The organism is Novosphingobium chloroacetimidivorans, assembly GCF_014204535.1.
In the GTDB taxonomy this organism is placed as follows: Bacteria; Pseudomonadota; Alphaproteobacteria; order Sphingomonadales; family Sphingomonadaceae; genus Novosphingobium; species Novosphingobium chloroacetimidivorans.
Genome location: NZ_JACHLR010000014.1, coordinates 20,084 through 39,628, shown reverse-complemented (window position 1 = coordinate 39,628; position 19,545 = coordinate 20,084). Strand labels below are relative to the sequence as shown.

The window sequence follows — 19,545 nt, the reverse complement described above, 5'->3', positions numbered from 1 at the left end:
CGGAGTGGGCGTGGGCGCTGGTGTCGGACTCGGCGTGGGTGTGGGCGCCGGAGTTGGTGTCGGTGTCGGCGTGGGCGCTGGGGACGGCGCCGGTGTTGGAGCGGGCTTCGGCGTCGGAGCGGGCGTCGGCGACGGTCCCGGAGCCGGCGTGGGGCTCGGGGGCGGAGCAGGCGTGGGAACCGGGGCAGGAGCGGGACCCGGCGTCGGCGTGACACTCGGCGACGGAGATGGCGTGGACACCGGCGCGGGCGTCGAGGCCACCGATCCGCCGCCACCCCCTCCCCCGCCACCGCAAGCCGAGAGAGCCATGGCGCCGGCGCCACAAAGCGCGAAGCTACGAACCGAAGCGAAGTGAATCTGCATAGAACCCAGGTCTCAAGGCTGATGAGCGTTGAGCAGGACCTACCGGGTTATGTTTGCCCCCCGGTTGGCTGGGTTCTACGCGGAATCACAGCAACTTGGTAAACGCTGCTCGCAAATCCGGGGCCTTCTCAGGCGATGCCGGCCAGTTCCAGCAGCGCCTCGGTAGAGGGATCGAAGGTGGTGCCGCCCTTCTCGATCTGCTTGGCGATCTCCTTGCCGAGTTCCACACCGAACTGGTCGAAGGGGTTGATCCCCATCAGCACCGCGTTCGCGAACGTGCGGTGCTCGTGAAAGGCGATCAGCGCGCCGAAGCTGGCGGGCGACACTTCGTCGAGCAGGATGGTCGCGGAAGGGCGATCGCCGGGATAGGCGCGCGCCGGATCGTCGCTCGGCTTGCCGGCCATCAGCGCCGCGCCTTGCGCGAAGCAGTTGGACAGAAGGATGCGATGGTGTGCAGGGTCCAGATCATGGCCGGGCACGATCGCGGCGATGAAGTCGACCGGCACCAGGTTGGTGCCCTGATGCAGCAACTGGAAAACCGCGTGCTGCGCATCGGTGCCGACGCCACCCCAGGTGATCGGCGCCGTCGGCCCATCGACCGGCGAGCCGTCCGCCTTCACCGACTTGCCGTTCGACTCCATCTCCAGCTGCTGGAGATAGTCGGGCAGCAGCGCCAGCCGCTCGTCATAGGCGAAGACGCCGCGCGTCTGGCACCCGCGCAGGCGCGTGTAGTACTGGTCGGCGAAGGCGGCGCGAAGCGGCAGGTTGGCCGCGCCATCGGCGTCGCGGAAATGCCGGTCGATCGTGGCGGCGCCCTCCAGCAGCTCGGCGAAGTCCGGCCAGCCCAGCGCCATCGCCACCGGAAATCCGATCGAGGACCACAACGAATAACGGCCGCCCACGCTTTCCGAAAACGGCAGGATGCGTGTCTCGTCCACGCCCCACTCGACCGCCTTCTCGGGAGAAGCGGTCAGCGCGACGACGCGCCCGTAGGGATCGGTGACGCCGTTCTCCTGCAGCCACTCGATCGCACTCGCGGCGTTGACCATCGTCTCGGTGGTCGTGAAGGTCTTGGACGCGATCGCCAGCATCGTCGTCGCCGGATCACAGGCGTCGAAGGCGGCTTCAAGCGCGGTGCCATCGATGTTGGAAACCACGTGCACGTCGACCATCGCGCCATCGCGCGCCAGCGCCGACACCGCCAGCGCCGGCCCCAGAGCCGAACCGCCGATGCCGATGTGGATCAGATGCCTGACGTCGCCCATCGCACCCTGATGGATCGCCTCGACAACCGCCGCCATGCGCGAGTGATAGCCGTGCGCCAGGGCGACGCTCTCGTCCTTGCCGACGCCCCGCTGTGCCGTATGCTCGGCGGCGCGGCCTTCCGTGGGATTGACGATCTCGCCCGCGAACAGCGCCCGGCGATGCTCGTCGAAGCCGGCCACCTGCGCCAGCTGCTCGAACGCGGCGATATGCGCATCGTCCAGGTGGGTCTTGGACCAATCGAAGCGGATGCCCTGCTCACCCAGGTCGAAGCGGGTCGCCAGTTTGTCGAGCCGCGCGGGATCCTCGGCGAACAGCTGTGCCAGAGTGGGCTTGGGGAGATCCGCCAGCTTCTTCCACACCGAACCCGTAGCCTCGCTCATGCCATTCCCCACTTTGCGCCAGACACGCTGCCCCGCATACGCGCCGCCTTATGCCTGTTGCACCTGCGAGGGCCAAGGCCGATCTTGTGCGGGATCGGCACCACCGTGGTGTCGTTCGCCCGCGCACGCCGCTTGACGAGAGCCATGGCGAGCAACATGGACAGCTTGATGACCGACACGCACAACCTCGCCGATAGCCCGCCCCCCAGCGCGCAACCGATCGGCGCACCGGCCGCTCCCCCCAAGAAGGAGGAAAGCCAGGAAAACTTCTTTGTTTTCCTGCTCAAGCTGGTGGTGCTGGTGGTGGTGTTCCGCAGCTTCATCTTCTCGCCGTTCAATATCCCGAGCGAGTCGATGCTGCCGCGCCTGCTGAACGGCGACTACCTGCTCGCCTCCAAGTGGTCCTACGGCTACTCGAAATATTCGCTGCCGTTCAGCCTGCCGCTGATTCCGGGGCGGATCTTCGCCAGCCAGCCCGACCGCGGCGACGTGGTCATCTTCAAGGCGCCGCCCGGCAACGATATCGACTACATCAAGCGGGTGATCGGCCTGCCTGGCGACAGCGTACAGGTCCGCGGCGGCCAGGTGTTCCTGAATGGCAAGGCCGTGCCCAAGAAGCGCGTCGGCAACTTCATCCTGCCGCTCACGCCGAACACGCGCTGCTATGCGATCGAGTTCGAGACGCAGACGCCGGACGGCCAGATGGCGTGCTCCTACCCGCAGTTCCAGGAGACCCTGCCCGAGGGCAAGAGCTACAACGTGCTCGACCTCGGCACCCAGCCGCAGGACGATACGCAGGTGTTCAAGGTGCCGGCCGGCCACTTGTTCCTGATGGGTGACAACCGCGACAACTCGCTCGACAGCCGCTTCCCGGCGATCGAGGGCGAAGGCATCGGCATCGTCCCCCAGGCGAACCTCGTCGGCAAGGCGTCGGTTATGATGTTCTCCACCGACGGCGGCGCGGAATGGATCAAGCCGTGGACCTGGTTCACCGCCGCGCGCTGGAGCCGGATCGGCGGGACGTTCTGATCTTGCAGTCTTTTCTTGCCCGATCCTCTTGCCCCCTGTCCTCCTTCCTGTCCGGGAGCCTGGCCGAGGATCGGGTCGTACGATGACCCTTTCTCCTGAAAACCTGGACTTCCTTCGCGCGCAGACTGGGTGCGAGCCGCTCGACACGGCTCTGTGGGAAGAGGCGCTGACCCACGCCAGCACCGCGGACAAGCGGAACTACGAGCGGCTCGAATTCCTGGGCGATCGCGTGCTCGGCCTGTCCATCGCCGACTGGCTGTTCGAGCGCGGCGACGGCCCGGAAGGCAAGCTATCGCAGCGCCTGAACGCCCTGGTCAGCCGCGCCACCTGCGCCACCATCGCGCGCAGCATCGGCCTTGCGCCGCACATCCGCCTCGGCAAGCAGGCGCGAGACGACGGCGGCCAGGAAAGCGACAACATCCTCGGCGACGTCATGGAAGCGCTGATCGGCGCCTGCTTCCTGGAGCGTGGCTTCGACGCGGCCCGTGTCATGGTGCGCAAGCTGTGGGAAGAGCCGGTGCTGGGCAAGACCGGCAGCCGCAAGCATCCCAAGTCGGCGCTGCAGGAATGGGCCGCGGGCAACCGCCGCCGCGTGCCGGAATACAAGCTGCTCGACCGCTCGGGCCCGGATCACGCGGCACGCTTCACCGTCGCGGTATCGGTCCACGGTGTCGGCGAAGCGCAGGCGACGGCGAACAGCAAGCAGGACGCCGAGACGCAAGCCGCGGCCGAGTTCATGGCGAGGTTCGGGTGATCCTGGGCGGCATTCGATCCCTTCCCCCAGGCGGGGGGAAGGATACGAAGGCTTGGCGGTTCAGCAGCCTGGCCGCAGTGGGATGGGGGGGCTCCACCCTCTCGGCGTCGAGCCCCCCCATCCAAGCTCCGCTAGCGCCCGCTGGGCGTGAGCTGCGCTATCCTTCCCCCCGCCGGGGTGAAGGGCTTTTCTTCAATCGAAAGCTTTTCCAATGACCCAGAAATGCGGCCTCGTCGCCGTGATCGGCGCGCCGAATGCGGGCAAGTCCACGCTGGTCAACGCACTAGTCGGCCAGAAGGTGGCGATCACCTCGGCCAAGGCGCAGACCACGCGCGCGCGGCTGCTCGGCATCGCGCTGGAGCACTCCGGAGCGGACGAAGTGCAGATCATCCTCGCCGACACGCCCGGCATCTTCGCGCCCAAGCGCCGGCTCGACCGGGCAATGGTCGCCGCCGCCTGGGAAGGCGCGCAAGAGGCCGACGCGATCCTGCTGGTGGTCGACCCTATCAAGCTGCGCAAGCACGAGCTCGAGCCGCTGCTGGAATCGCTCAAGGACCGAAAGGAGCGCAAGCTTCTGGCGCTCAACAAGGTCGACGCGACCGCCAAGGAGCCGCTGCTGGCACTGGCGCAGGACCTGACCGGCAAGGTCGCGTTCGAGGAAGTGTTCTTCGTCTCCGCGCTCACCGGGGACGGCGTGCCGCAGCTCAAGGCGCATCTCGCCGGCCTGATGCCCGAGAGTCCCTGGCACTATCCGGAGGACCAGGTGTCCGACGCCAGCGAGCGCCTGCTGGCCTGCGAAGTGACGCGCGAGCAGCTCTACCGCCAGCTGCACGACGAGCTACCCTACGACACGGCGGTGCGGCACGAGGCCTACACGCCCAAGAAGGACGGCTCGGTGGAGATCCGCCAGCAGATCGTGGTCGCGCGCGAGAGCCAGAAGTCGATCGTGCTGGGTAAGCGCGGGGCCATGATCAAGTCGATCGGCGAGGCCGCGCGCAACGAACTGGCGACGATCCTGGGGCACAAGGTCCACTTGTTCCTCCACGTGAAGGTGGAGGAAAACTGGGCCGAGTCCAAGGACCTCTACGAGGAACTGGGACTCGACTGGGTGAAGTGAGGTTGGACTTCTTGCGTGACGTAGCGCGGTTCCGAGGGTTGGGCCTGAGTGGCATTGACTTGGGCGCCTCCAGACCCATGCAGCTTTAAGAGGAACGAAGCCTCAAGCATTCCACTCCGTCGCCCCCGCGTAGGCGGGGGCCCCGCTTCTTCGACACAAGCGCTGCTTGAGAAAGTTTAAGCGGGGCCCCCGCCTGCGCGGGGGCGACGATGAATAGCTCTTGATCGATAGTTGGGTCGAGCTCGATGGTCTTGGTCACAAACTATTCGCAGACGACGACCTCGATCGAAGTCAGGGCAATTGCTCGGGTAAAGTTAATCCCTGCCCTCGAAGGCTAAGCCCCGTACCGAAGCTCACGCCACCAGCCGCAAGTGGCTGCCGCTGCCCTTGATCGGCTTGATCGAGATCTCGCTGAGGCCCGGTATCTGAGCGAGTTGGTCGGCGAAGTCGCCATCGAGCGCGAAGTCTCGTCCGAGGCGAACCTCCTGCACTTGCTCGTCGTCGATCTGCAGGCGCGCGATGACCTCGCCGCAGCCCTTGAGCCCGGGGCGCAGCAGCAGCGCGAGCTCCTGCACCGCCTCGACCGTGGCGACGTTCAGCTTGAGGCACATCCGCGCATCGGCCTTGAGTTCGGATAGCGGCCGCGCGCCGCGCACGGTGACGCGCGGCGGCTCGTCGGGGCTGGGGCTGTCGAGTTCGACGGTTAGCAGCACGCAAGTGCCATCCTTGGCCCACTTCACGAAGCTGTCGACCAGGCTCTCCTCGAAGCATGAGGCGCTGAACTGGCCGGACTGGTCGGAGAAATCGCCCAGGATGAAGTCCTTGCCCTTGCGCGTCTTGCGCTTCTGGACGTTCTCGACGAGCACCGCCATCGCCGCTCCGGCCCGGCCCGATGTGCCGCCTGCGACCAGGCTGGCGTGGGTGCGCGCGCCGTTCGCAGATGCGACGTTGCGCCATTGCTCGACCGGATGCGCGGCGAAATAGAAGCCGAAGTTCTCGCGCTCCTTGGCCATCTGGTCCATGCGGTTCCACGGCGGGCAATCGACAAGGCGCAGGCCCTGCTTCTCATGCTCGTCACCACCGAACAGCGCGTGCTGGCTGCTCACCCGCTCTCGCGAGGCGCGGTCGGCTTCGGCCAGCAACGTGTCGGCATTGGCGAGCACCTTGGCGCGGTTGGGCTCCAACCCGTCGAACGCACCGGCGGCGGCCAGGCTTTCCAGCTGCCGGCGGTTCATCGAGCCGGCGGGCGCGCGGCGGAACACGTCGTCCAGGCTGACGAACTTGCCGTTCGCCTCTCGCTCCGCGACGATCGCCTCCATCGCCTTCTCGCCGACGTTGCGGATGCCGGCGAGCGCATAGCGCACGGCGTGGCTGTCCGGTGTCTCCTCGACGGTGAACTCGGCTTCCGACATGTTGATGTCGGGTGCGGCGAGCTCGACCCCGTTGCGGCGCGCGTCGTCGACAAAGATCGCCAGCTTCTCCGACTGATGCATGTCGAAGCACATCGACGCGGCGTAGAACTCGTGCGGGTAGTGCGCCTTCAGCCAGGCCGTATGATACGCCAGCAGCGCGTAAGCCGCCGCGTGCGACTTGTTGAAGCCGTAGCCGGCGAACTTGTCGATCAAGTCGAACAGCTCGTTGGCCTTGGCCTTGTCGATCTGCGAGTGCTCGCGGCATCCATCGACGAAGCGCTGGCGCTGCGCGTCCATCTCGGCCTGGACCTTCTTGCCCATGGCGCGGCGCAGCAGGTCGGCATCGCCCAGCGAGTAGCCGGCCAGAATCTGCGCGGCCTGCATCACCTGCTCCTGGTAGACGAAGATGCCGTAAGTTTCGCCGAGGATCACCGCGAGCTTTTCATGCGGGTACTCGATCGGCGCCAGGCCGTTCTTGCGCTGGCCGAACAGCGGGATGTTGTCCATCGGGCCCGGTCGGTAGAGCGAGACGAGCGCGATAATGTCGCCGAAGTTGGTCGGCTTCACCGCCGCCAGCGTGCGGCGCATGCCTTCCGATTCCAGCTGGAACACGCCCACGGTGTCGCCGCGCTTGAGCAGGTCGTAGACACCGGCATCGTCCCAGGGCAGCGTGGACAAGTCGATGTAGATGCCGCGTTTCTCGAGCAGGTCGGTCGCCTTGCGCAGCACCGACAGGGTCTTGAGGCCCAGGAAGTCGAACTTGATGAGCCCGGAGTCCTCGACATATTTCATGTCGAACTGCGTCACCGGCATGTCCGAACGCGGATCGCGGTAGAGCGGCACCAGCTGAGACAGCGGTCGGTCGCCGATCACCACGCCGGCCGCGTGAGTGGACGAGTTGCGCGGCAGACCCTCCAGCAGACGGGCCAGGTCGACGAGGCGTTTCACCTCGTTGTCGTTGTCGTATTCGCGGCGGAAGTCGGCGGCGCCGTTCACCGCACGATCGAGCGTCCAGGGATCGGTCGGATGGTTGGGCACCATCTTGCACAGCGAATCCACCCGGCCATAGCTCATCTGCAGGATGCGGCCGCAGTCACGTAGCACCGCGCGGGCCTTCATCTTGCCGAAGGTGATGATCTGCGCGACGTGGTCATGGCCGTACTTGGCCTGGACATAGCGGATCACCTCGCCGCGTCGCGTTTCGCAGAAATCGATGTCGAAGTCCGGCATCGAGACGCGTTCCGGATTCAGGAAGCGTTCGAACAGCAGGCCGAGCTTGAGCGGATCGAGATCGGTGATGGTGAGCGCCCAGGCGACCACCGAACCGGCGCCCGATCCACGGCCCGGGCCCACCGGAATGCCGTTGTCCTTGGCCCACTTGATGAAGTCGGCAACGATCAGGAAGTAGCCGGGAAAGCCCATCTTGATGATGATGCCGGTTTCGAAATCGAGCCGGTCGGCATAGACGAGGAATTCGTCCGGCACGCCGTGCGGCTGCAGCCGCGCCTGCCAGGCGGCCTGGCGCTCGGCCTGGGGCAGAGCCATGACCGCATCGAGTTCCTCGACCGTCGTCTCGGGCCAGTACGGCGCCAGCCGCCGCGCGAGGCCAGCGCGGGCGTCATCGGCCAGCATGCGTTCTTCGCCTTGCTTGTCGCCGGCCAGGCTGGGCAGGATCGGCTTGCGCTTGGGAGGTGCGAAGGAGCAGCGTTGCGCGACCACCAGCGTATTCGCGAGCGCTTCCGGCAAGTCGGCGAAGAGTTCTGCCATCATCTCGGCCGGCTTGACCCAATGCTCTTGCGAGGAGCGGGGCCGGTCAGCGGCATCGATGTGCGTGGAGTTGGCGATGCACAGCAGCGCATCGTGTGCCGGGTGGAAGTGCTTCTCGGCATATTGCGCGGGATTTGTCGCGACCAGCGGCACGTCGCGCGCATAGGCAAGATCGATCAGCGCGTCCTCGGACGCATCCTCCACCGGATCGCCGCTGCGGGCGATCTCGATGTAGAGCCTGGCGGGAAACAGCCGCTGCAGCGCGTCGCACATCTGCCCGGCCGCGATGTCCCGCCCGTCCGCCAGCAAGCGGGCGAGCGCCCCCTCGCCTGCGCCGGTGAGACAGATCAGACCCTCGGTGTAGCCGTCCAGGTCGGCGAAGGCGACGTGCGGGTCACGCTCAAGCGGACGATCGAGATGCGCGCGGCTGACGAGGTGGCACAAGTTGTTCCAGCCGGTTTCGTTCTGCGCGTAGAGCGCGAGCCAGTCGATCGGCGCATCGGATGCGGTGTCGCGCGCCACGGCAAGGAACGTGCCGATAATCGGCTGTACGCCCGCACCTTTGCAGGCGGGTGCAAAGGCCGACGAGCCGTAGAGCCCATTCCGGTCGCAGATCGCCGCGGCGGGGAACTTGCGCTCCTTGGCCAGCTTGGCAATCACCTTGGGCTCGATCGCGCCATCGAGCATGGTGAAGCTGGAGAAGATCCGAAGGGGCACAAATCGCGCAAAAGCCATGGGGTGGTTCTGGCCCTCGTGGCGGACAGTATCAAGGTTGGTCGGGACGGAAGTCGTGGATTGAAGGCCGGCGTCGTCACAGGCAAGGGCCGGGATCGGTTTCGCCATGTCCCGCACTCAGCGTAGCGCCCTCACAAGGGGATCGTCGCCCTCGAAACTCTCAAGGGTCCAGTCCGGAACGCCGCGAGGCGCGTCAGCCCAGCAGCGCCTCGATATCGCGGCTGATGCTTTCCGGCTTCACCGCAGGCGCATAGCGGCGCACGACCTTGCCGTCGCGGCCGATCAGGAACTTGGTGAAGTTCCACTTGATCCCCCGCGTTCCCATGATCCCGGGCGCTTCGCTCTTCAACCACTCGAACAGCGGCGCCGCATCGGGTCCATTGACATCCACCTTGCTCATCAGCGGAAAGCTCAGGCCGAAGTGGATGTCGCAGAACGTGGCGATCTCCGCATCGCCTGCCGGTTCCTGATTGGCGAACTGGTTGCACGGAAATGCCAGGACCTCGAACCCGCGATCCCGATATGCCTGCCACAGGCCCTCGAGCCCGGTATATTGCGGCGTGAGGCCGCAGCGGCTGGCGGTGTTGACGACGAGCAGGACCTTACCTGCCTTGTCGGCAAGCGAAACCTGCGCGCCGTTTCCGGCCGTTACCGCGAAGTCGGCGATCGTCTTCACTGCTGCGCCTTCCCCTTGATGCAGGAACCTGCGCTGAAACGTCGCTTGCTTGCCGGAGAGATCGCTCGTCACGACCCCATCACCCGGTGCAATCCCGACGAATCTACGCTTAATCTTCAGATATTTAGTAGCTGCAAGCCGGATGTTTGTCAGTGGGCACGCGCCGGAAAGTCGGCGCGGCGCGACAAGTTGCGGATCTCGCCGATGCGCATCTGGTGATCGCCTTCCTTCTGGATGGCATAGTCTCCCTGATCTTCCTCGGGCAGGGTGAGGACGAAGCTGATCAGCTCGGCCAGTGTGCCGCGGCGGATCGTCTTGAGGCGATGGAACAAGCCGCCACCATCTTCGCACTTGTGAAGCTCGGCAGCGTCGTTCCAGCCTGCGCTGGTCGGCTGGCTGGGCTCGCCGTCGATGGTGGTGGGGGTGTCGCTCATCGCTTTCTCCTGATGCGTTTTGCCGCTGTGTTTCTGAACTTGGCGATTGGCTTAACGTATATCAACGCAACTGCGTTGCCTCGGGCAAGCCCTCGTGGAGCAAACCATCGTGGAGGCGGACCACGCGATCCATCGCCCGGGCCAAGCGCTCGTTGTGAGTCGCCACCAGCGCCGCCGAGCCCTCGCCGCGAACCAGCTCGAGGAACTGGCCGAGCACGCGATCGGCGGTTGCCTCGTCGAGGTTGCCGGTGGGTTCGTCGGCCAGCACCAGCTGCGGTTTGTTCGCCAGCGCGCGGGCGACCGCGACACGCTGCTGCTCGCCGCCCGAAAGCTGGCTGGGCCGATGGTCCAGGCGAGCTGCGAGACCCAGTGCCGACAGCAGCTCGCCGGCCCGCGCCTGCGCCTCGGCGTGGGTCTTGTTCGCCACGAGTTGAGGCAGCACCACGTTCTCGATCGCCGAGAAGTCGGGGAGCAAGTGATGGAACTGGTAGACGAAGCCGATGTGGTCCCGGCGCACGGCCGCGCGCTGGTCCTTGCCGAGGCGCGAGGCGTCCACTCCGGCGATCTCGATCCGGCCGCCGAACCCTCCTTCGAGCAGGCCGATCGCCTGGAGCATGGTGGACTTGCCCGAGCCGGAAGGCCCGAGCAGCGCGACGATCTCGCCGGGACGGATCGCCAGGTTGACGCCGCGCAGCACGTCGATGCGCACGCCGCCCTGCTCGAAGCTGCGGGTCAGATCGTCCAGGACGACGACTTGGCCAGAAAGCGAACGGTCATTCATAACGCAGCACCTGCACGGGATCGGTGCCCGCCGCACGCGAAGCAGGGTAGAGCGTCGCCAGGAAGCTCAGCACCAGAGCCAGCACGCAGATCACGGTGACCTCGACAGGGTCAGTGCGGCTGGGCAACTCGGTCAAGAAGCGGATCGAGGGATCCCACAGGTTCTGCCCCGTCAGGATCTCGACCCCGCGCACGATCGGCTGGCGGAAGAACAGGAACACGAAGCCAAGCAGCACGCCGGCGAGCGTGCCCATGGCTCCGATCAAGAAGCCGGCGGTGACGAAGATCTTCATCAGCGACCGCCGCGTCGCGCCCATCGTGCGCAGGATCGCGATGTCGCGCGTCTTGGCGCGCACCAGCATGATCAGCGAGGACAGGATGTTGAACACCGCCACCAGCACGATGATCGAGAGCACCACGAACATCGCCACCCGCTCGACAGCCAGAGCCTCGAACAACGAGGCGTTGATCGTCCGCCAGTCCTGAACGATCGCCTGCCCTGCCAGACGCCGGGTGAGCGGCGCCATGATCTCGCCCACCTTGTCAGGATCGACGGTGGTCACCTCGATCATGCCGATGGTGTCTCCCGTCAGCAGCAGTGTCTGCGCATCGGGTATCGGCATGACCACGAATGCCTGGTCGTAGTCATAGACGCCGATCTCGAAGATCGACGCCACCTGGTAGGCGATCTGGCGCGGCACGGTGCCGAAGGGCGTCGAGCGGCCTTGCGGGTTGATGATCGTGATCGTGTCACCGACCTGGACGCCGAGGTTCTGCGCCAGGCGCGAGCCGATCGCGACTTGGTCCGCGCCCGGCCGCAGCGGTGCCAGACTGCCCGCCTTGAGCTGCGGCTGCAGGCGCTGGATGTCCTCGGGCGTGTTGCCGCGCGCCAGGATGGCCTCGACCCGGCCATTGAACGTGGCGAGCAGCGGCTGCTCGATCAGCGGCGAGGCACGAGTGACGCCGGGCGTCTTGCGGACCTCCTGCAGCACTGTCTGCCAGTTATCCAGCCGGCCGCCATAGGCCTGGATGATGGCGTGACCGTTCAGGCCGACGATCTTGTCGAACAGCTCGGCACGAAAGCCGTTCATCACGCTCATGACGATGACCAGCGCGGCGACGCCGAGCGAGACCGCGACCAGGCTGATCCCGGCGACGAGCGCGATGAATGCCTCGCCTCGGCCCGGCAGCATGTAGCGCTTGGCGATCATCCATTCGAAAGGGGAAAGCAGCAAGCGAGTGTCCGGTGACAAGAAAGATGCAGGGCGAATAGGTCGTCCACGCGGCAGTGGCAAGCGAGCAGCCGGGCGGGATGATCGGGTGTAACGACGCGACAGGTTTGTGGTTCCTGCTGAGCCTACCGGGGCCGCGCAGTACCACGTCTCTCTCAACAATCGACGAAGCGAGTGGTGGAGGGGAGTGGTGCATCGCTGTCATACCGGCGCAACATCACTCTGCCGCGCAACGCGCCCCTGCCCTCTTGCTTTTTCAACCCACATCCATCACATGCGCCGACAGCGAAAACGCGCCGCGCGGGTCGGAAAACATCCATGAACATGACACACCCCTTCCGTGATGCCGACGGGGACAAACTGCGCGAAGAGTGCGGCGTCTTCGGCGTGATCGGCGCCCGTGACGCGGTCAACATCGCCGCGCTCGGGCTCCATGCGCTGCAGCATCGTGGCCAGGAGGCGGTGGGCATCACCACCTTCGACGGTCGAGAATTCTATTCGCACAAGGGCCTCGGCCACGTCGCGCAAGTCTTTGCGGACAAGTCTATTTCCGAGACGCTGCCGGGTGAGATGGCCTCGGGCCACGTGCGCTATTCGACGACCGGCGGCTCGGGCCTGCGCAACGTCCAGCCGCTGTTCGCCGATCTTTCCGCCGGCGGCTTCTCGATCGCGCACAACGGCAACATCTCGAACGCCACGGCGCTGAAGCGCGAACTGGTGCGGCGCGGGGCGATCTTCCAGTCGACCTCGGACACCGAGGTGATCATCCACCTCGTCGCGACCAGCCGCTATCCCACCCTGCTCGACCGCTTCGTCGATGCACTGCGCATGGTCGAGGGTGCGTACTCCCTCATCTGCATGACCGACCAGGGCATGATCGCCTGCCGCGATCCGCTCGGCATCCGGCCGCTGGTCATGGGCCGTTTGGGCGAAGCGACGATCTTCGCCAGCGAAACCGTGGCCCTGGACGTGGTCGGCGCCGAGTTCGTCCGCTCGATCGAGCCGGGCGAGATGGTCCAGGTCGACCACAAGGGCACGATTTCCAGCCACCGTCCCTTCGGCAACCCGGCACCGCGCCCCTGCATCTTCGAGCACGTCTATTTCAGCCGCCCCGATTCGGTGATGGACGGTCGTTCGGTCTACGAAGTGCGCAAGCACATCGGCGTCGAACTGGCGAAGGAATCGCCCGCACTCGCCGACATCGTCATTCCGGTGCCAGATAGCGGCGTTCCTGCGGCGATCGGCTATGCGCACGAATCGGGCATTCCGTTCGAGCTCGGCATCATCCGCTCGCACTACGTGGGCCGCACCTTCATCCAGCCCTCGGAAGGCGCGCGCCACGCCGACGTGAAGCGCAAGCACAATGCCAACCGCGCCATCATCGAAGGCAAGCGCGTCATCCTGATAGACGATTCGATCGTGCGCGGTACCACTTCGATGAAGATCGTCGAGATGATGCGCGATGCCGGCGCGGCGGAGGTGCACATGCGCATCGCCAGCCCGCCGACAGGGCACTCGTGCTTCTACGGCGTCGACACGCCCGAGCGCTCCAAGCTGCTCGCCGCGAACATGGACACCGAGGCGATGGCCGCCTTCATCAAGGCTGACAGCCTCGCCTTCGTGTCGATCGACGGCCTGTACCGCGCGGTCGGCGAAGCGCAGCGCAACAACAAGTGTCCGCAGTTCTGCGACGCCTGCTTCACCGGTGAGTACCCGACCTCGCTGACCGACCTGGCCGAGCGCGAATCGCCCGACCTGCTCACGCTGCCCGTCCACAAAGTCGCGTGAGTTCACCGATGTTCGAGGGGCAGACCGCGCTGGTAACCGGCGCGAGCAAAGGCATCGGTGCAGCGACAGCCAGGGCACTGGCGGCAGCCGGCGCGCATGTCGTTCTGACCTCACGCGATACCAAGGGCCTTGAGGCCGTCGAGGAGGCAATCTTCGCCGCCGGCGGTTCGGCAACGATCGCACCGGTGGACTTGGCCGAACCCGACGGCATCGCGCGCCTGGCGACGGCGGTGGGCCAACGCTGGGACAAGCTGGACATCCTGGTGATCAACGCCGCCCTCCTGCCGGAGCTGACGTCGGTGGCGCAGATCGACCAGAAGGCCTGGAACAAGGCGATGACGGTCAACGTCCTGGCGACCCAGGCGCTCATCGCCAACTTCGACCACATGCTGCGCGCCAGCCCGGATGGTCGGATCGTCGGCCTGACCAGCACTGTCGCGACGGCGCCGCGGCCGTTCTGGGGCGCCTACGCCTCCAGCAAGGCGGCATTCGAGGTTCTGCTCGATTGCCATGCTCAGGAAGTGGCGAATATTTCCAAGGTCCGCGTCGCCATCGTCAATCCCGGCGCGACGCGCACGGCGATGCGCGCGCGCGCCTACCCCGGAGAGGATCCCGGCTCGGTCAAGCCGCCCGAGGTGGTCGCGGACCGGATTGTTTCCCTTTTGTCAGAGCCATTTATGACCGGACACCGCGAAACCGTTAACCCTGCGCGGTAAGATCGCGGCAACCTACCCTCTGCCATGTCCTGTTAGGAGAGGGTGACCTGAGTGTCACCGTGGCAGAGCGGACGGCGATGATGAACAGCACGCAGACCGACAAGTACGCCTATGCAGCGCAGGAAGACCGCAGCGCTCACCGCACGCGGCTATCCATCCCCGCAACGCTGCGGCCGGCCGGTGGCAAGAAGATCCAGACGGTCGTGCGCAATCTCTCGCTCTCGGGCTTCTCGGCCACGGCGATCTCGCGCATCCCCGGCAGTACGATGTGCTGGCTCACGCTTCCCGATCAGGACGCGCTGCAGGCGCGGGTGATCTGGTGGGAGCAAGGCCTGGTCGGCTGCGCGTTCGAGGACCTTTTGGGGCCGATGCTCTACGAATCGATCCTGCTGCGCTGGCAGGGCGAGAGCGTTTACCGGGGCTGAGGCCCGGTCCTGTCGCTCGCGTCCGTCGAGGGGTCGGATCTACATGCAGGGCTGAAAATCCGCACTTCGTCATCCTGAGGTCGCGTAAACGGAACCAACTAAAGGTGGATTGCCGCTTTCGCGGGAATGACGAGCAACGTGAAATGGAGGACGGACTACCACTCGGATCCGATCACCTATACCGGTTTGCGCAGGGTCACTTGCGCCACATCGATACCGCCGCCCAGGAACCCGCCCTCGCAGTACATCAGGTAATAGCGCCAGAGACGGACGAAGTGCTCGTCGAAGCCGACCGGCAAGCGCCCTTCCTCCACCGCATCGTCGAACCGCGCGCGCCACATCGCCAGCGTGCTTGCATAATCAGGGCCGAACGCCTGATGGTCCTCCCAGGTGAGCCCGCGCTCCTCGGCTAGTGTGCGGAACTCCGGCTCGTTCAACAGCATGCCGCCGGGAAAGATGTAGGTCTGGATGAAGTCGGCGCTGTGCGCGTAGCTTTCGAACAGCTCCTCGCTGATCGAGATGTACTGCAGCGCCGCCCTGCCCCCCGGTCGCAAATTGCGGGCGATGCAGTCGAGGAACTCGCCCCAGTACTCGCGCCCCACCGCCTCGACCATCTCGACGCTGACGATGGCATCGTACGTGCCCGCGACATCGCGATAGTCCTGCTTGCGGAAATCGACCGCACCCTGCCGCGGCGTCCAGCGCGTGCCGGCGTAGTCCAGCTGCTCGTCGGAAAGGCTGATCGCATCGACCAGCACGCCGCGCTCTTCGGCCAGGCACGCGGCCAGCGTACCCCAGCCGCAGCCGATCTCCAGCACGCGCTCGCCCGGCGACAGTGCGAGGCGCTCGTCCAGCGCGGCGACCTTGGCAGACTGGCCGGCGTCGAGTTCGCTGAAGAACTGCGCATGCTGGCTTGGCCCATTGCGCCGGCTGAACATCGCGCTGGAGTAGAACATCGTCGTTCCCAGCCACTGCGCGTAGAAGTCGTTGCCCAGGTCGTAGTGCGCGTGGATGTTGCGCTCGGCCCCCTTGCGCGAGTTGCGACGGAGGCGGTGCAGCCAGCGCGCGGCGAGGCGCCAGGGTCCACGGGCCCGAGCGGCATCACCCAGCCCCGTCGCATTGTCCATGAACAGCGCGAACAACGGCACCGGATCGGGACTGGTCCATTCACCCGCTTCCCACGCCTGGTACCAGCCGACCGAACCGCCCGTGGCGAGCCGCAGCAGCGCGCGCGGGTTGCGCAGTTCGACCACGCAGTCGAACCCCTCCTCGCGACCACCCAGCAGCCGCGTCGACCCATCCGGCAGCGTCGCCATGATCCACCCGCGTGTCAGTCCCGCATCGATGCGATCGAGTACGCGATTGAGCCCGCCCGACCATAGCCGCGCCAGCCATTGCGGCCCGATGCCGAGCGACCGCCCGGCGGTGACGAGTTTGTGCCCTCTGCCAGGAACTTGCGCGTTCATTTCCGGGATATGGAGCGCTTGAGGCCGGCTGGCAATCGGGCGGACGCAGCTGCCGCAAACGCGTGGTCTACGCCCTGACCTTGCGGTACGCAGCCAGCGCCCGCTCGCGCGCCTCGCGGTGTCCGATGCGCCTTTCTGGATAGGCTTTCGGCCGTTCCTCGTCATCAGGATCGTGGATCGAGGCATCGGACAAGGCGGCAAGCTCGGGCACCCATTCGCGGATGTAGTCGCCTGCGTCGAACTTGTCCGACTGGCTCAGCGGGGCCATGATCCGCGTGAACATGCTGGAATCCACGCCCGAGCCGGATACCCACTGCCAATTCACCCCGTTGTTGGCATAGTCGGCGTCGACCAGAGTGTCCCAGAACCAACGTTCACCGTGGCGCCAGTCGATCAGGAGATGCTTGATCAGGAAGCTTGCGGCGATCATCCGCACGCGGTTGTGCATCCAGCCCGTAGTCCACAGCTGCCGCATTCCGGCATCGACTATAGGATAGCCTGTGCGCCCCCGCTGCCAGGCGCGCAGGTCGGCGGCAGCAGCCTTGTCCTTGGCGGGATCGCGCCAGGGAAACCGGGCGAAGCCGTCGCGGTAGCTCTCCTCCGGATAGCGCGGGCTCTGAAGAATGACGTTCTGCGCATAGTCGCGCCAGACGATCTCGCCGCGGAAGGTGTCGGCGCCCGCCCCATGCTCGCCTTCCAGCGCATGCCAGACTTGCGTGGGGGACAGCTCGCCCCAGTGCAGGCGTGGAGAGAGGCGCGAAGAGCCATCGACCGACGGCATGTTGCGCGCATTCGCATAATCCTTCGCGTGGCTTACGAAGTGCTCCAGCCGTTCTTGCGCCTCATCCTCGCCGGGCACCCAGGCCTCGCGAAATCCGGCCGCCCAGTCCGGCTTGGTCGGAAGCAGGTGCCAGTCCGCCAGGCGGTCCGATTGCGGCCAGCGCGATGGTGCGCGAAGCTTCGGCTCCGGTAAGGGGTCGCGCAAAGGCAGCAGCGGCATCAGCGCGCGAGCGAACGGGGTGTAGATCTTGAACGGCTGCCCCGAACCCGTCGTCGCCGTGCCGGGTGGCGCCAGGTAATTGCCGTCGTGCAGGTGCAGCTCGAGCTGGCTGGCCAGCTGCTCCTCGGCCTCGCGCCACCAGTGCTCGTAGTGACGGATGGCGTCGATGCCGCTGGCGCCGGCCTCGCGGGCCAGGCTCACCAGCTGCTCGACGCTGTCGCCACGCCGCAGCACCAGCCGCGAGCCGGCGTCCCGCAACCGCTTGTCCAGGGCTTCCAGGCTGCCGTGGAGCCACCATCGCGACGCGCCGCCCAGCCTGCGATCGCCCGCCCGCTGGTCATCGAGCACATAGACCGGGATGACCGGCCCTTGCTCGGCAGCGGCACAGAATGCCGGCTGATCGGCCAGCCGCAAGTCGCGCCGCAACCAGACGATGCGCGGCGGTTTGGTCGAACCAGTCATCCACGCGCAACGAGCTTGCCTGCGGCGCGTTCCCTGCCCTTATGGCCAGTCAAACCGAAATTATCGCGGTGCCCAAGTACGGGCATCGGCTCGATCCACGCAAGTCGCTGGGCGTGGCGCTGGTCTGTTGGACCGCTTTCGTCGCGATCGCCTGGTCTGTCGCGCATGGACAGACCACCGCGATCGACGAGGCCGGCATGCTGCTGTGGCGTGGCGCGGACCTGCTCCCGGGGGGGCCTCGCGGACTGGCGGAAGGCGTGCGCGACCTGACGGCGCTCGGCGGTGTCCTGCTGCGCAACCTCATTGCCATCATGGCGGTCGTAGCGCTGCTTTTTATCGGCTTGCGCCGGGAGGCGCTGCTGCTGGCGCTGACGGTGGTGCTCGCCTGGGTCGTGAACAGCGGCATCAAGCACCTGGTCGGCCGCCCTCGCCCGCAGATCGTGCCGCACCTGATGGAGGCGGGCGGAAACAGCTTTCCCAGCGGGCACAGCTTCAACTCCGCCGTGGTCTACGTCAGCATCGCGCTCGCCTTGGCAGCATTAAGCCGGCGCCGGTCGGTACGCATGACTATCACCATGGCGGCGCTGGCGATCAGCCTGGTGATCGCGTGGAGCCGTGTCTGGCTCGGCGTACACTGGCCCAGCGACGTGCTGGCCGGTTGGCTCGGCGGCGTCGGTTGGGCCTTCCTGGCGAGCGCTCTGCTATACCGGCCCGCCAAGGCTGCGGTGGAAGCAGTCAGCGAACCGGAGGACAGCCCGTCGCCGCCGACGGTACACTAGCCGAAACCTCGAAGTTGCGGCCTATGGTGGGGCCGCTGAAGCGCGCATCGGCGAAGGTCACCCTGGCGATGCAACCCTGGCGTTCGATCCGGGCGATTGGGAGTTGCGACCAGGCGAGGAACTTGCGCACCTCGGCTGTCGCCTGAGCTGCGCTTCTTGCTTCCGGCTCGGCCATGCGATCGGGCACGCTTTGGCCCAAGCCATCCAGCCCGAACGGATGACGCAACGGATTGTAGTGGCCGGAAGTGATCGTACCCTCCTGCCGCCAGACCAGGTTTCGCCGCCAGAACGCCAGCGGCTCGGGCGCCGCGAAGATACGGTCGGGGCTCGCGTACGGAACCTCCATCGACGACGCCTTCCAGGCCAGCGTGGAGATGCCGACGTTCGTGCCGATAAAAACTATCGCCGCTGCCAGCGAGAGCACGGCCGGCTTGCCCGAACCGCGGCGTCTTGCCCGCCAGATGCCTAGCCCCAGCATGGCGAGCAGCCAGGGCGAGACGATGAACAAGCCGTCCGTGTGGAACCACTCGGTGCTGGATGGCGAGAACAGCTGGACGGCGTATGTGTTCTGGAGGTCGAGCAGCGGGTGCGTGAGCGCGCCGAGATAGCACAGCACCACCAGCCAGCCGAAGCGCATCGGCAACCCGCTCTTGAAGGTCGCGCCCTGCCGGACCTGCCAGCGGTCGAACAGCCAAAGCAGCCCGGCGAGCAGCGGCGGCATCAGCAGCACGCCGCCGACGAGGCCATGGGTAAAGCCGCGATGCGTCGCGAGCGGCTCCCAGGGCGCCCAGCCGAAGAACACGTCGATGTCCGGCATGTTGGCCGCGAGCACGCAGGCAGCCAGGCCCTTGCGGCTGCGGCGCTTCAGGCCGGTTTCGGCGAGCGCCCAGCCAACGAGGCTGTGGGTGAGATTATCCATTGTCCTCGCCTGCCCTCTCCCCGGACGGGGAGAGGATATGGAGGC

At 66.2% G+C, this 19,545-nt stretch carries 17 protein-coding genes; 8 read left to right on the top strand and 9 right to left on the bottom strand.

Translation table 11 applies throughout. The features are described from left to right. Positions 1-10 precede the first annotated feature (10 nt). Positions 11-355 (top strand): hypothetical protein, encoded by a 345-nt coding sequence (locus tag HNO88_RS22865; protein ID WP_312857088.1) that lies wholly within the window; start codon positions 11-13, stop codon positions 353-355. 136 nt (positions 356-491) lie between these two features. On the opposite strand, the gene pgi is transcribed toward HNO88_RS22865, so the two are convergent. After that, positions 492-2,009, bottom strand: a complete 1,518-nt coding sequence (gene pgi, locus HNO88_RS15255) for a glucose-6-phosphate isomerase (protein WP_184247345.1) — start codon at positions 2,007-2,009, stop codon at positions 492-494. A 168-nt stretch (positions 2,010-2,177) separates the two neighbouring features. On the opposite strand from pgi, the gene lepB reads away from it, so the two are divergent. The 3 genes from lepB (at position 2,178) to era (ending at position 4,909) form a co-directional block, all read left to right on the top strand. Next, positions 2,178-3,038: a signal peptidase I gene (gene lepB / locus HNO88_RS15250; protein ID WP_184247342.1), complete on the top strand. Its 861-nt coding sequence runs from the start codon at positions 2,178-2,180 to the stop codon at positions 3,036-3,038. Positions 3,039-3,120: 82 nt separating this feature from the next. Beyond that, entirely contained in the window at positions 3,121-3,792 is a 672-nt protein-coding gene (rnc, locus tag HNO88_RS15245; RefSeq protein ID WP_184247339.1) for a ribonuclease III, read from the top strand. Between the two features lie 211 nt (positions 3,793-4,003). Then, a complete protein-coding gene (era, locus tag HNO88_RS15240; RefSeq protein ID WP_184247337.1) occupies positions 4,004-4,909 on the top strand; it encodes a GTPase Era in 906 nt (301 codons plus the stop codon). Between the two features lie 353 nt (positions 4,910-5,262). Here era and dnaE read toward each other — a convergent pair whose 3' ends face one another. From dnaE to HNO88_RS15215, 5 genes are all read right to left on the bottom strand, one after another. Next, positions 5,263-8,823, bottom strand: coding sequence for a DNA polymerase III subunit alpha (dnaE, locus tag HNO88_RS15235; protein ID WP_184247333.1), 3,561 nt, complete (start codon positions 8,821-8,823; stop codon positions 5,263-5,265). Between the two features lie 193 nt (positions 8,824-9,016). After that, positions 9,017-9,499 (bottom strand): glutathione peroxidase, encoded by a 483-nt coding sequence (locus HNO88_RS15230; RefSeq protein ID WP_184247330.1) that lies wholly within the window; start codon positions 9,497-9,499, stop codon positions 9,017-9,019. 149 nt (positions 9,500-9,648) lie between these two features. Next, positions 9,649-9,933 carry a hypothetical protein gene (locus tag HNO88_RS15225; protein WP_184247326.1) on the bottom strand — a complete coding sequence of 95 codons (285 nt, stop codon included), beginning with the start codon at positions 9,931-9,933 and terminating at the stop codon, positions 9,649-9,651. A gap of 61 nt (positions 9,934-9,994) precedes the next feature. Further along, complete coding sequence (locus HNO88_RS15220; protein ID WP_184247323.1) at positions 9,995-10,714, bottom strand: ABC transporter ATP-binding protein; 720 nt, start codon at positions 10,712-10,714, stop codon at positions 9,995-9,997. Continuing rightward, on the bottom strand, positions 10,707-11,948 hold the full coding sequence (locus HNO88_RS15215; RefSeq protein WP_184247320.1) for a lipoprotein-releasing ABC transporter permease subunit: 1,242 nt from the start codon (positions 11,946-11,948) through the stop codon (positions 10,707-10,709). Before HNO88_RS15215 ends, HNO88_RS15220 begins: the two co-directional genes overlap by 8 nt. A gap of 315 nt (positions 11,949-12,263) precedes the next feature. On the opposite strand from HNO88_RS15215, the gene purF reads away from it, so the two are divergent. The 3 genes from purF to HNO88_RS15200 are packed head-to-tail and all read left to right on the top strand — an operon-like array spanning position 12,264 to position 14,874. Further along, complete coding sequence (gene purF, locus HNO88_RS15210) at positions 12,264-13,733, top strand: amidophosphoribosyltransferase (protein WP_184247317.1); 1,470 nt, start codon at positions 12,264-12,266, stop codon at positions 13,731-13,733. 8 nt (positions 13,734-13,741) lie between these two features. Further along, positions 13,742-14,449 (top strand): SDR family NAD(P)-dependent oxidoreductase, encoded by a 708-nt coding sequence (locus tag HNO88_RS15205; RefSeq protein ID WP_184247313.1) that lies wholly within the window; start codon positions 13,742-13,744, stop codon positions 14,447-14,449. 59 nt (positions 14,450-14,508) lie between these two features. Further along, positions 14,509-14,874 (top strand): PilZ domain-containing protein, encoded by a 366-nt coding sequence (locus HNO88_RS15200; RefSeq protein ID WP_312857087.1) that lies wholly within the window; start codon positions 14,509-14,511, stop codon positions 14,872-14,874. Positions 14,875-15,050: 176 nt separating this feature from the next. Here HNO88_RS15200 and HNO88_RS15195 read toward each other — a convergent pair whose 3' ends face one another. Together HNO88_RS15195 and HNO88_RS15190 are read right to left on the bottom strand one after the other, a co-directional pair. Beyond that, a complete protein-coding gene (locus tag HNO88_RS15195) occupies positions 15,051-16,340 on the bottom strand; it encodes an SAM-dependent methyltransferase (protein ID WP_184247310.1) in 1,290 nt (429 codons plus the stop codon). Positions 16,341-16,407: 67 nt separating this feature from the next. Continuing rightward, entirely contained in the window at positions 16,408-17,802 is a 1,395-nt protein-coding gene (locus tag HNO88_RS15190) for a cryptochrome/photolyase family protein (protein ID WP_184247307.1), read from the bottom strand. 41 nt (positions 17,803-17,843) lie between these two features. On the opposite strand from HNO88_RS15190, the gene HNO88_RS15185 reads away from it, so the two are divergent. Next, complete coding sequence (locus HNO88_RS15185; RefSeq protein WP_184247304.1) at positions 17,844-18,581, top strand: phosphatase PAP2 family protein; 738 nt, start codon at positions 17,844-17,846, stop codon at positions 18,579-18,581. Here HNO88_RS15185 and HNO88_RS15180 read toward each other — a convergent pair. Continuing rightward, positions 18,538-19,500 carry a metal-dependent hydrolase gene (locus tag HNO88_RS15180; protein ID WP_184247300.1) on the bottom strand — a complete coding sequence of 321 codons (963 nt, stop codon included), beginning with the start codon at positions 19,498-19,500 and terminating at the stop codon, positions 18,538-18,540. The two genes, HNO88_RS15185 and HNO88_RS15180, sit on opposite strands and share 44 nt — an antisense overlap. Positions 19,501-19,545 lie beyond the last annotated feature (45 nt).

What these genes read in the sequence shown, in the direction of transcription:
- HNO88_RS15190 (WP_184247307.1), bottom strand. Translation starts at nt 17,802, where the DNA reads ATGACTGGTTCGACCAAACCGCCGCGCATCGTCTGGTTGCGGCGCGAC.
- HNO88_RS15225 (WP_184247326.1), bottom strand. Translation starts at nt 9,933, where the DNA reads ATGAGCGACACCCCCACCACCATCGACGGCGAGCCCAGCCAGCCGACC.
- HNO88_RS15195 (WP_184247310.1), bottom strand. Translation starts at nt 16,340, where the DNA reads ATGAACGCGCAAGTTCCTGGCAGAGGGCACAAACTCGTCACCGCCGGG.
- rnc (WP_184247339.1), top strand. Translation starts at nt 3,121, where the DNA reads ATGACCCTTTCTCCTGAAAACCTGGACTTCCTTCGCGCGCAGACTGGG.
- lepB (WP_184247342.1), top strand. Translation starts at nt 2,178, where the DNA reads ATGACCGACACGCACAACCTCGCCGATAGCCCGCCCCCCAGCGCGCAA.
- pgi (WP_184247345.1), bottom strand. Translation starts at nt 2,009, where the DNA reads ATGAGCGAGGCTACGGGTTCGGTGTGGAAGAAGCTGGCGGATCTCCCC.
- dnaE (WP_184247333.1), bottom strand. Translation starts at nt 8,823, where the DNA reads ATGGCTTTTGCGCGATTTGTGCCCCTTCGGATCTTCTCCAGCTTCACC.
- HNO88_RS15180 (WP_184247300.1), bottom strand. Translation starts at nt 19,500, where the DNA reads ATGGATAATCTCACCCACAGCCTCGTTGGCTGGGCGCTCGCCGAAACC.
- HNO88_RS15220 (WP_184247323.1), bottom strand. Translation starts at nt 10,714, where the DNA reads ATGAATGACCGTTCGCTTTCTGGCCAAGTCGTCGTCCTGGACGATCTG.
- HNO88_RS15205 (WP_184247313.1), top strand. Translation starts at nt 13,742, where the DNA reads ATGTTCGAGGGGCAGACCGCGCTGGTAACCGGCGCGAGCAAAGGCATC.
- HNO88_RS15185 (WP_184247304.1), top strand. Translation starts at nt 17,844, where the DNA reads ATGGCCAGTCAAACCGAAATTATCGCGGTGCCCAAGTACGGGCATCGG.
- purF (WP_184247317.1), top strand. Translation starts at nt 12,264, where the DNA reads ATGAACATGACACACCCCTTCCGTGATGCCGACGGGGACAAACTGCGC.
- era (WP_184247337.1), top strand. Translation starts at nt 4,004, where the DNA reads ATGACCCAGAAATGCGGCCTCGTCGCCGTGATCGGCGCGCCGAATGCG.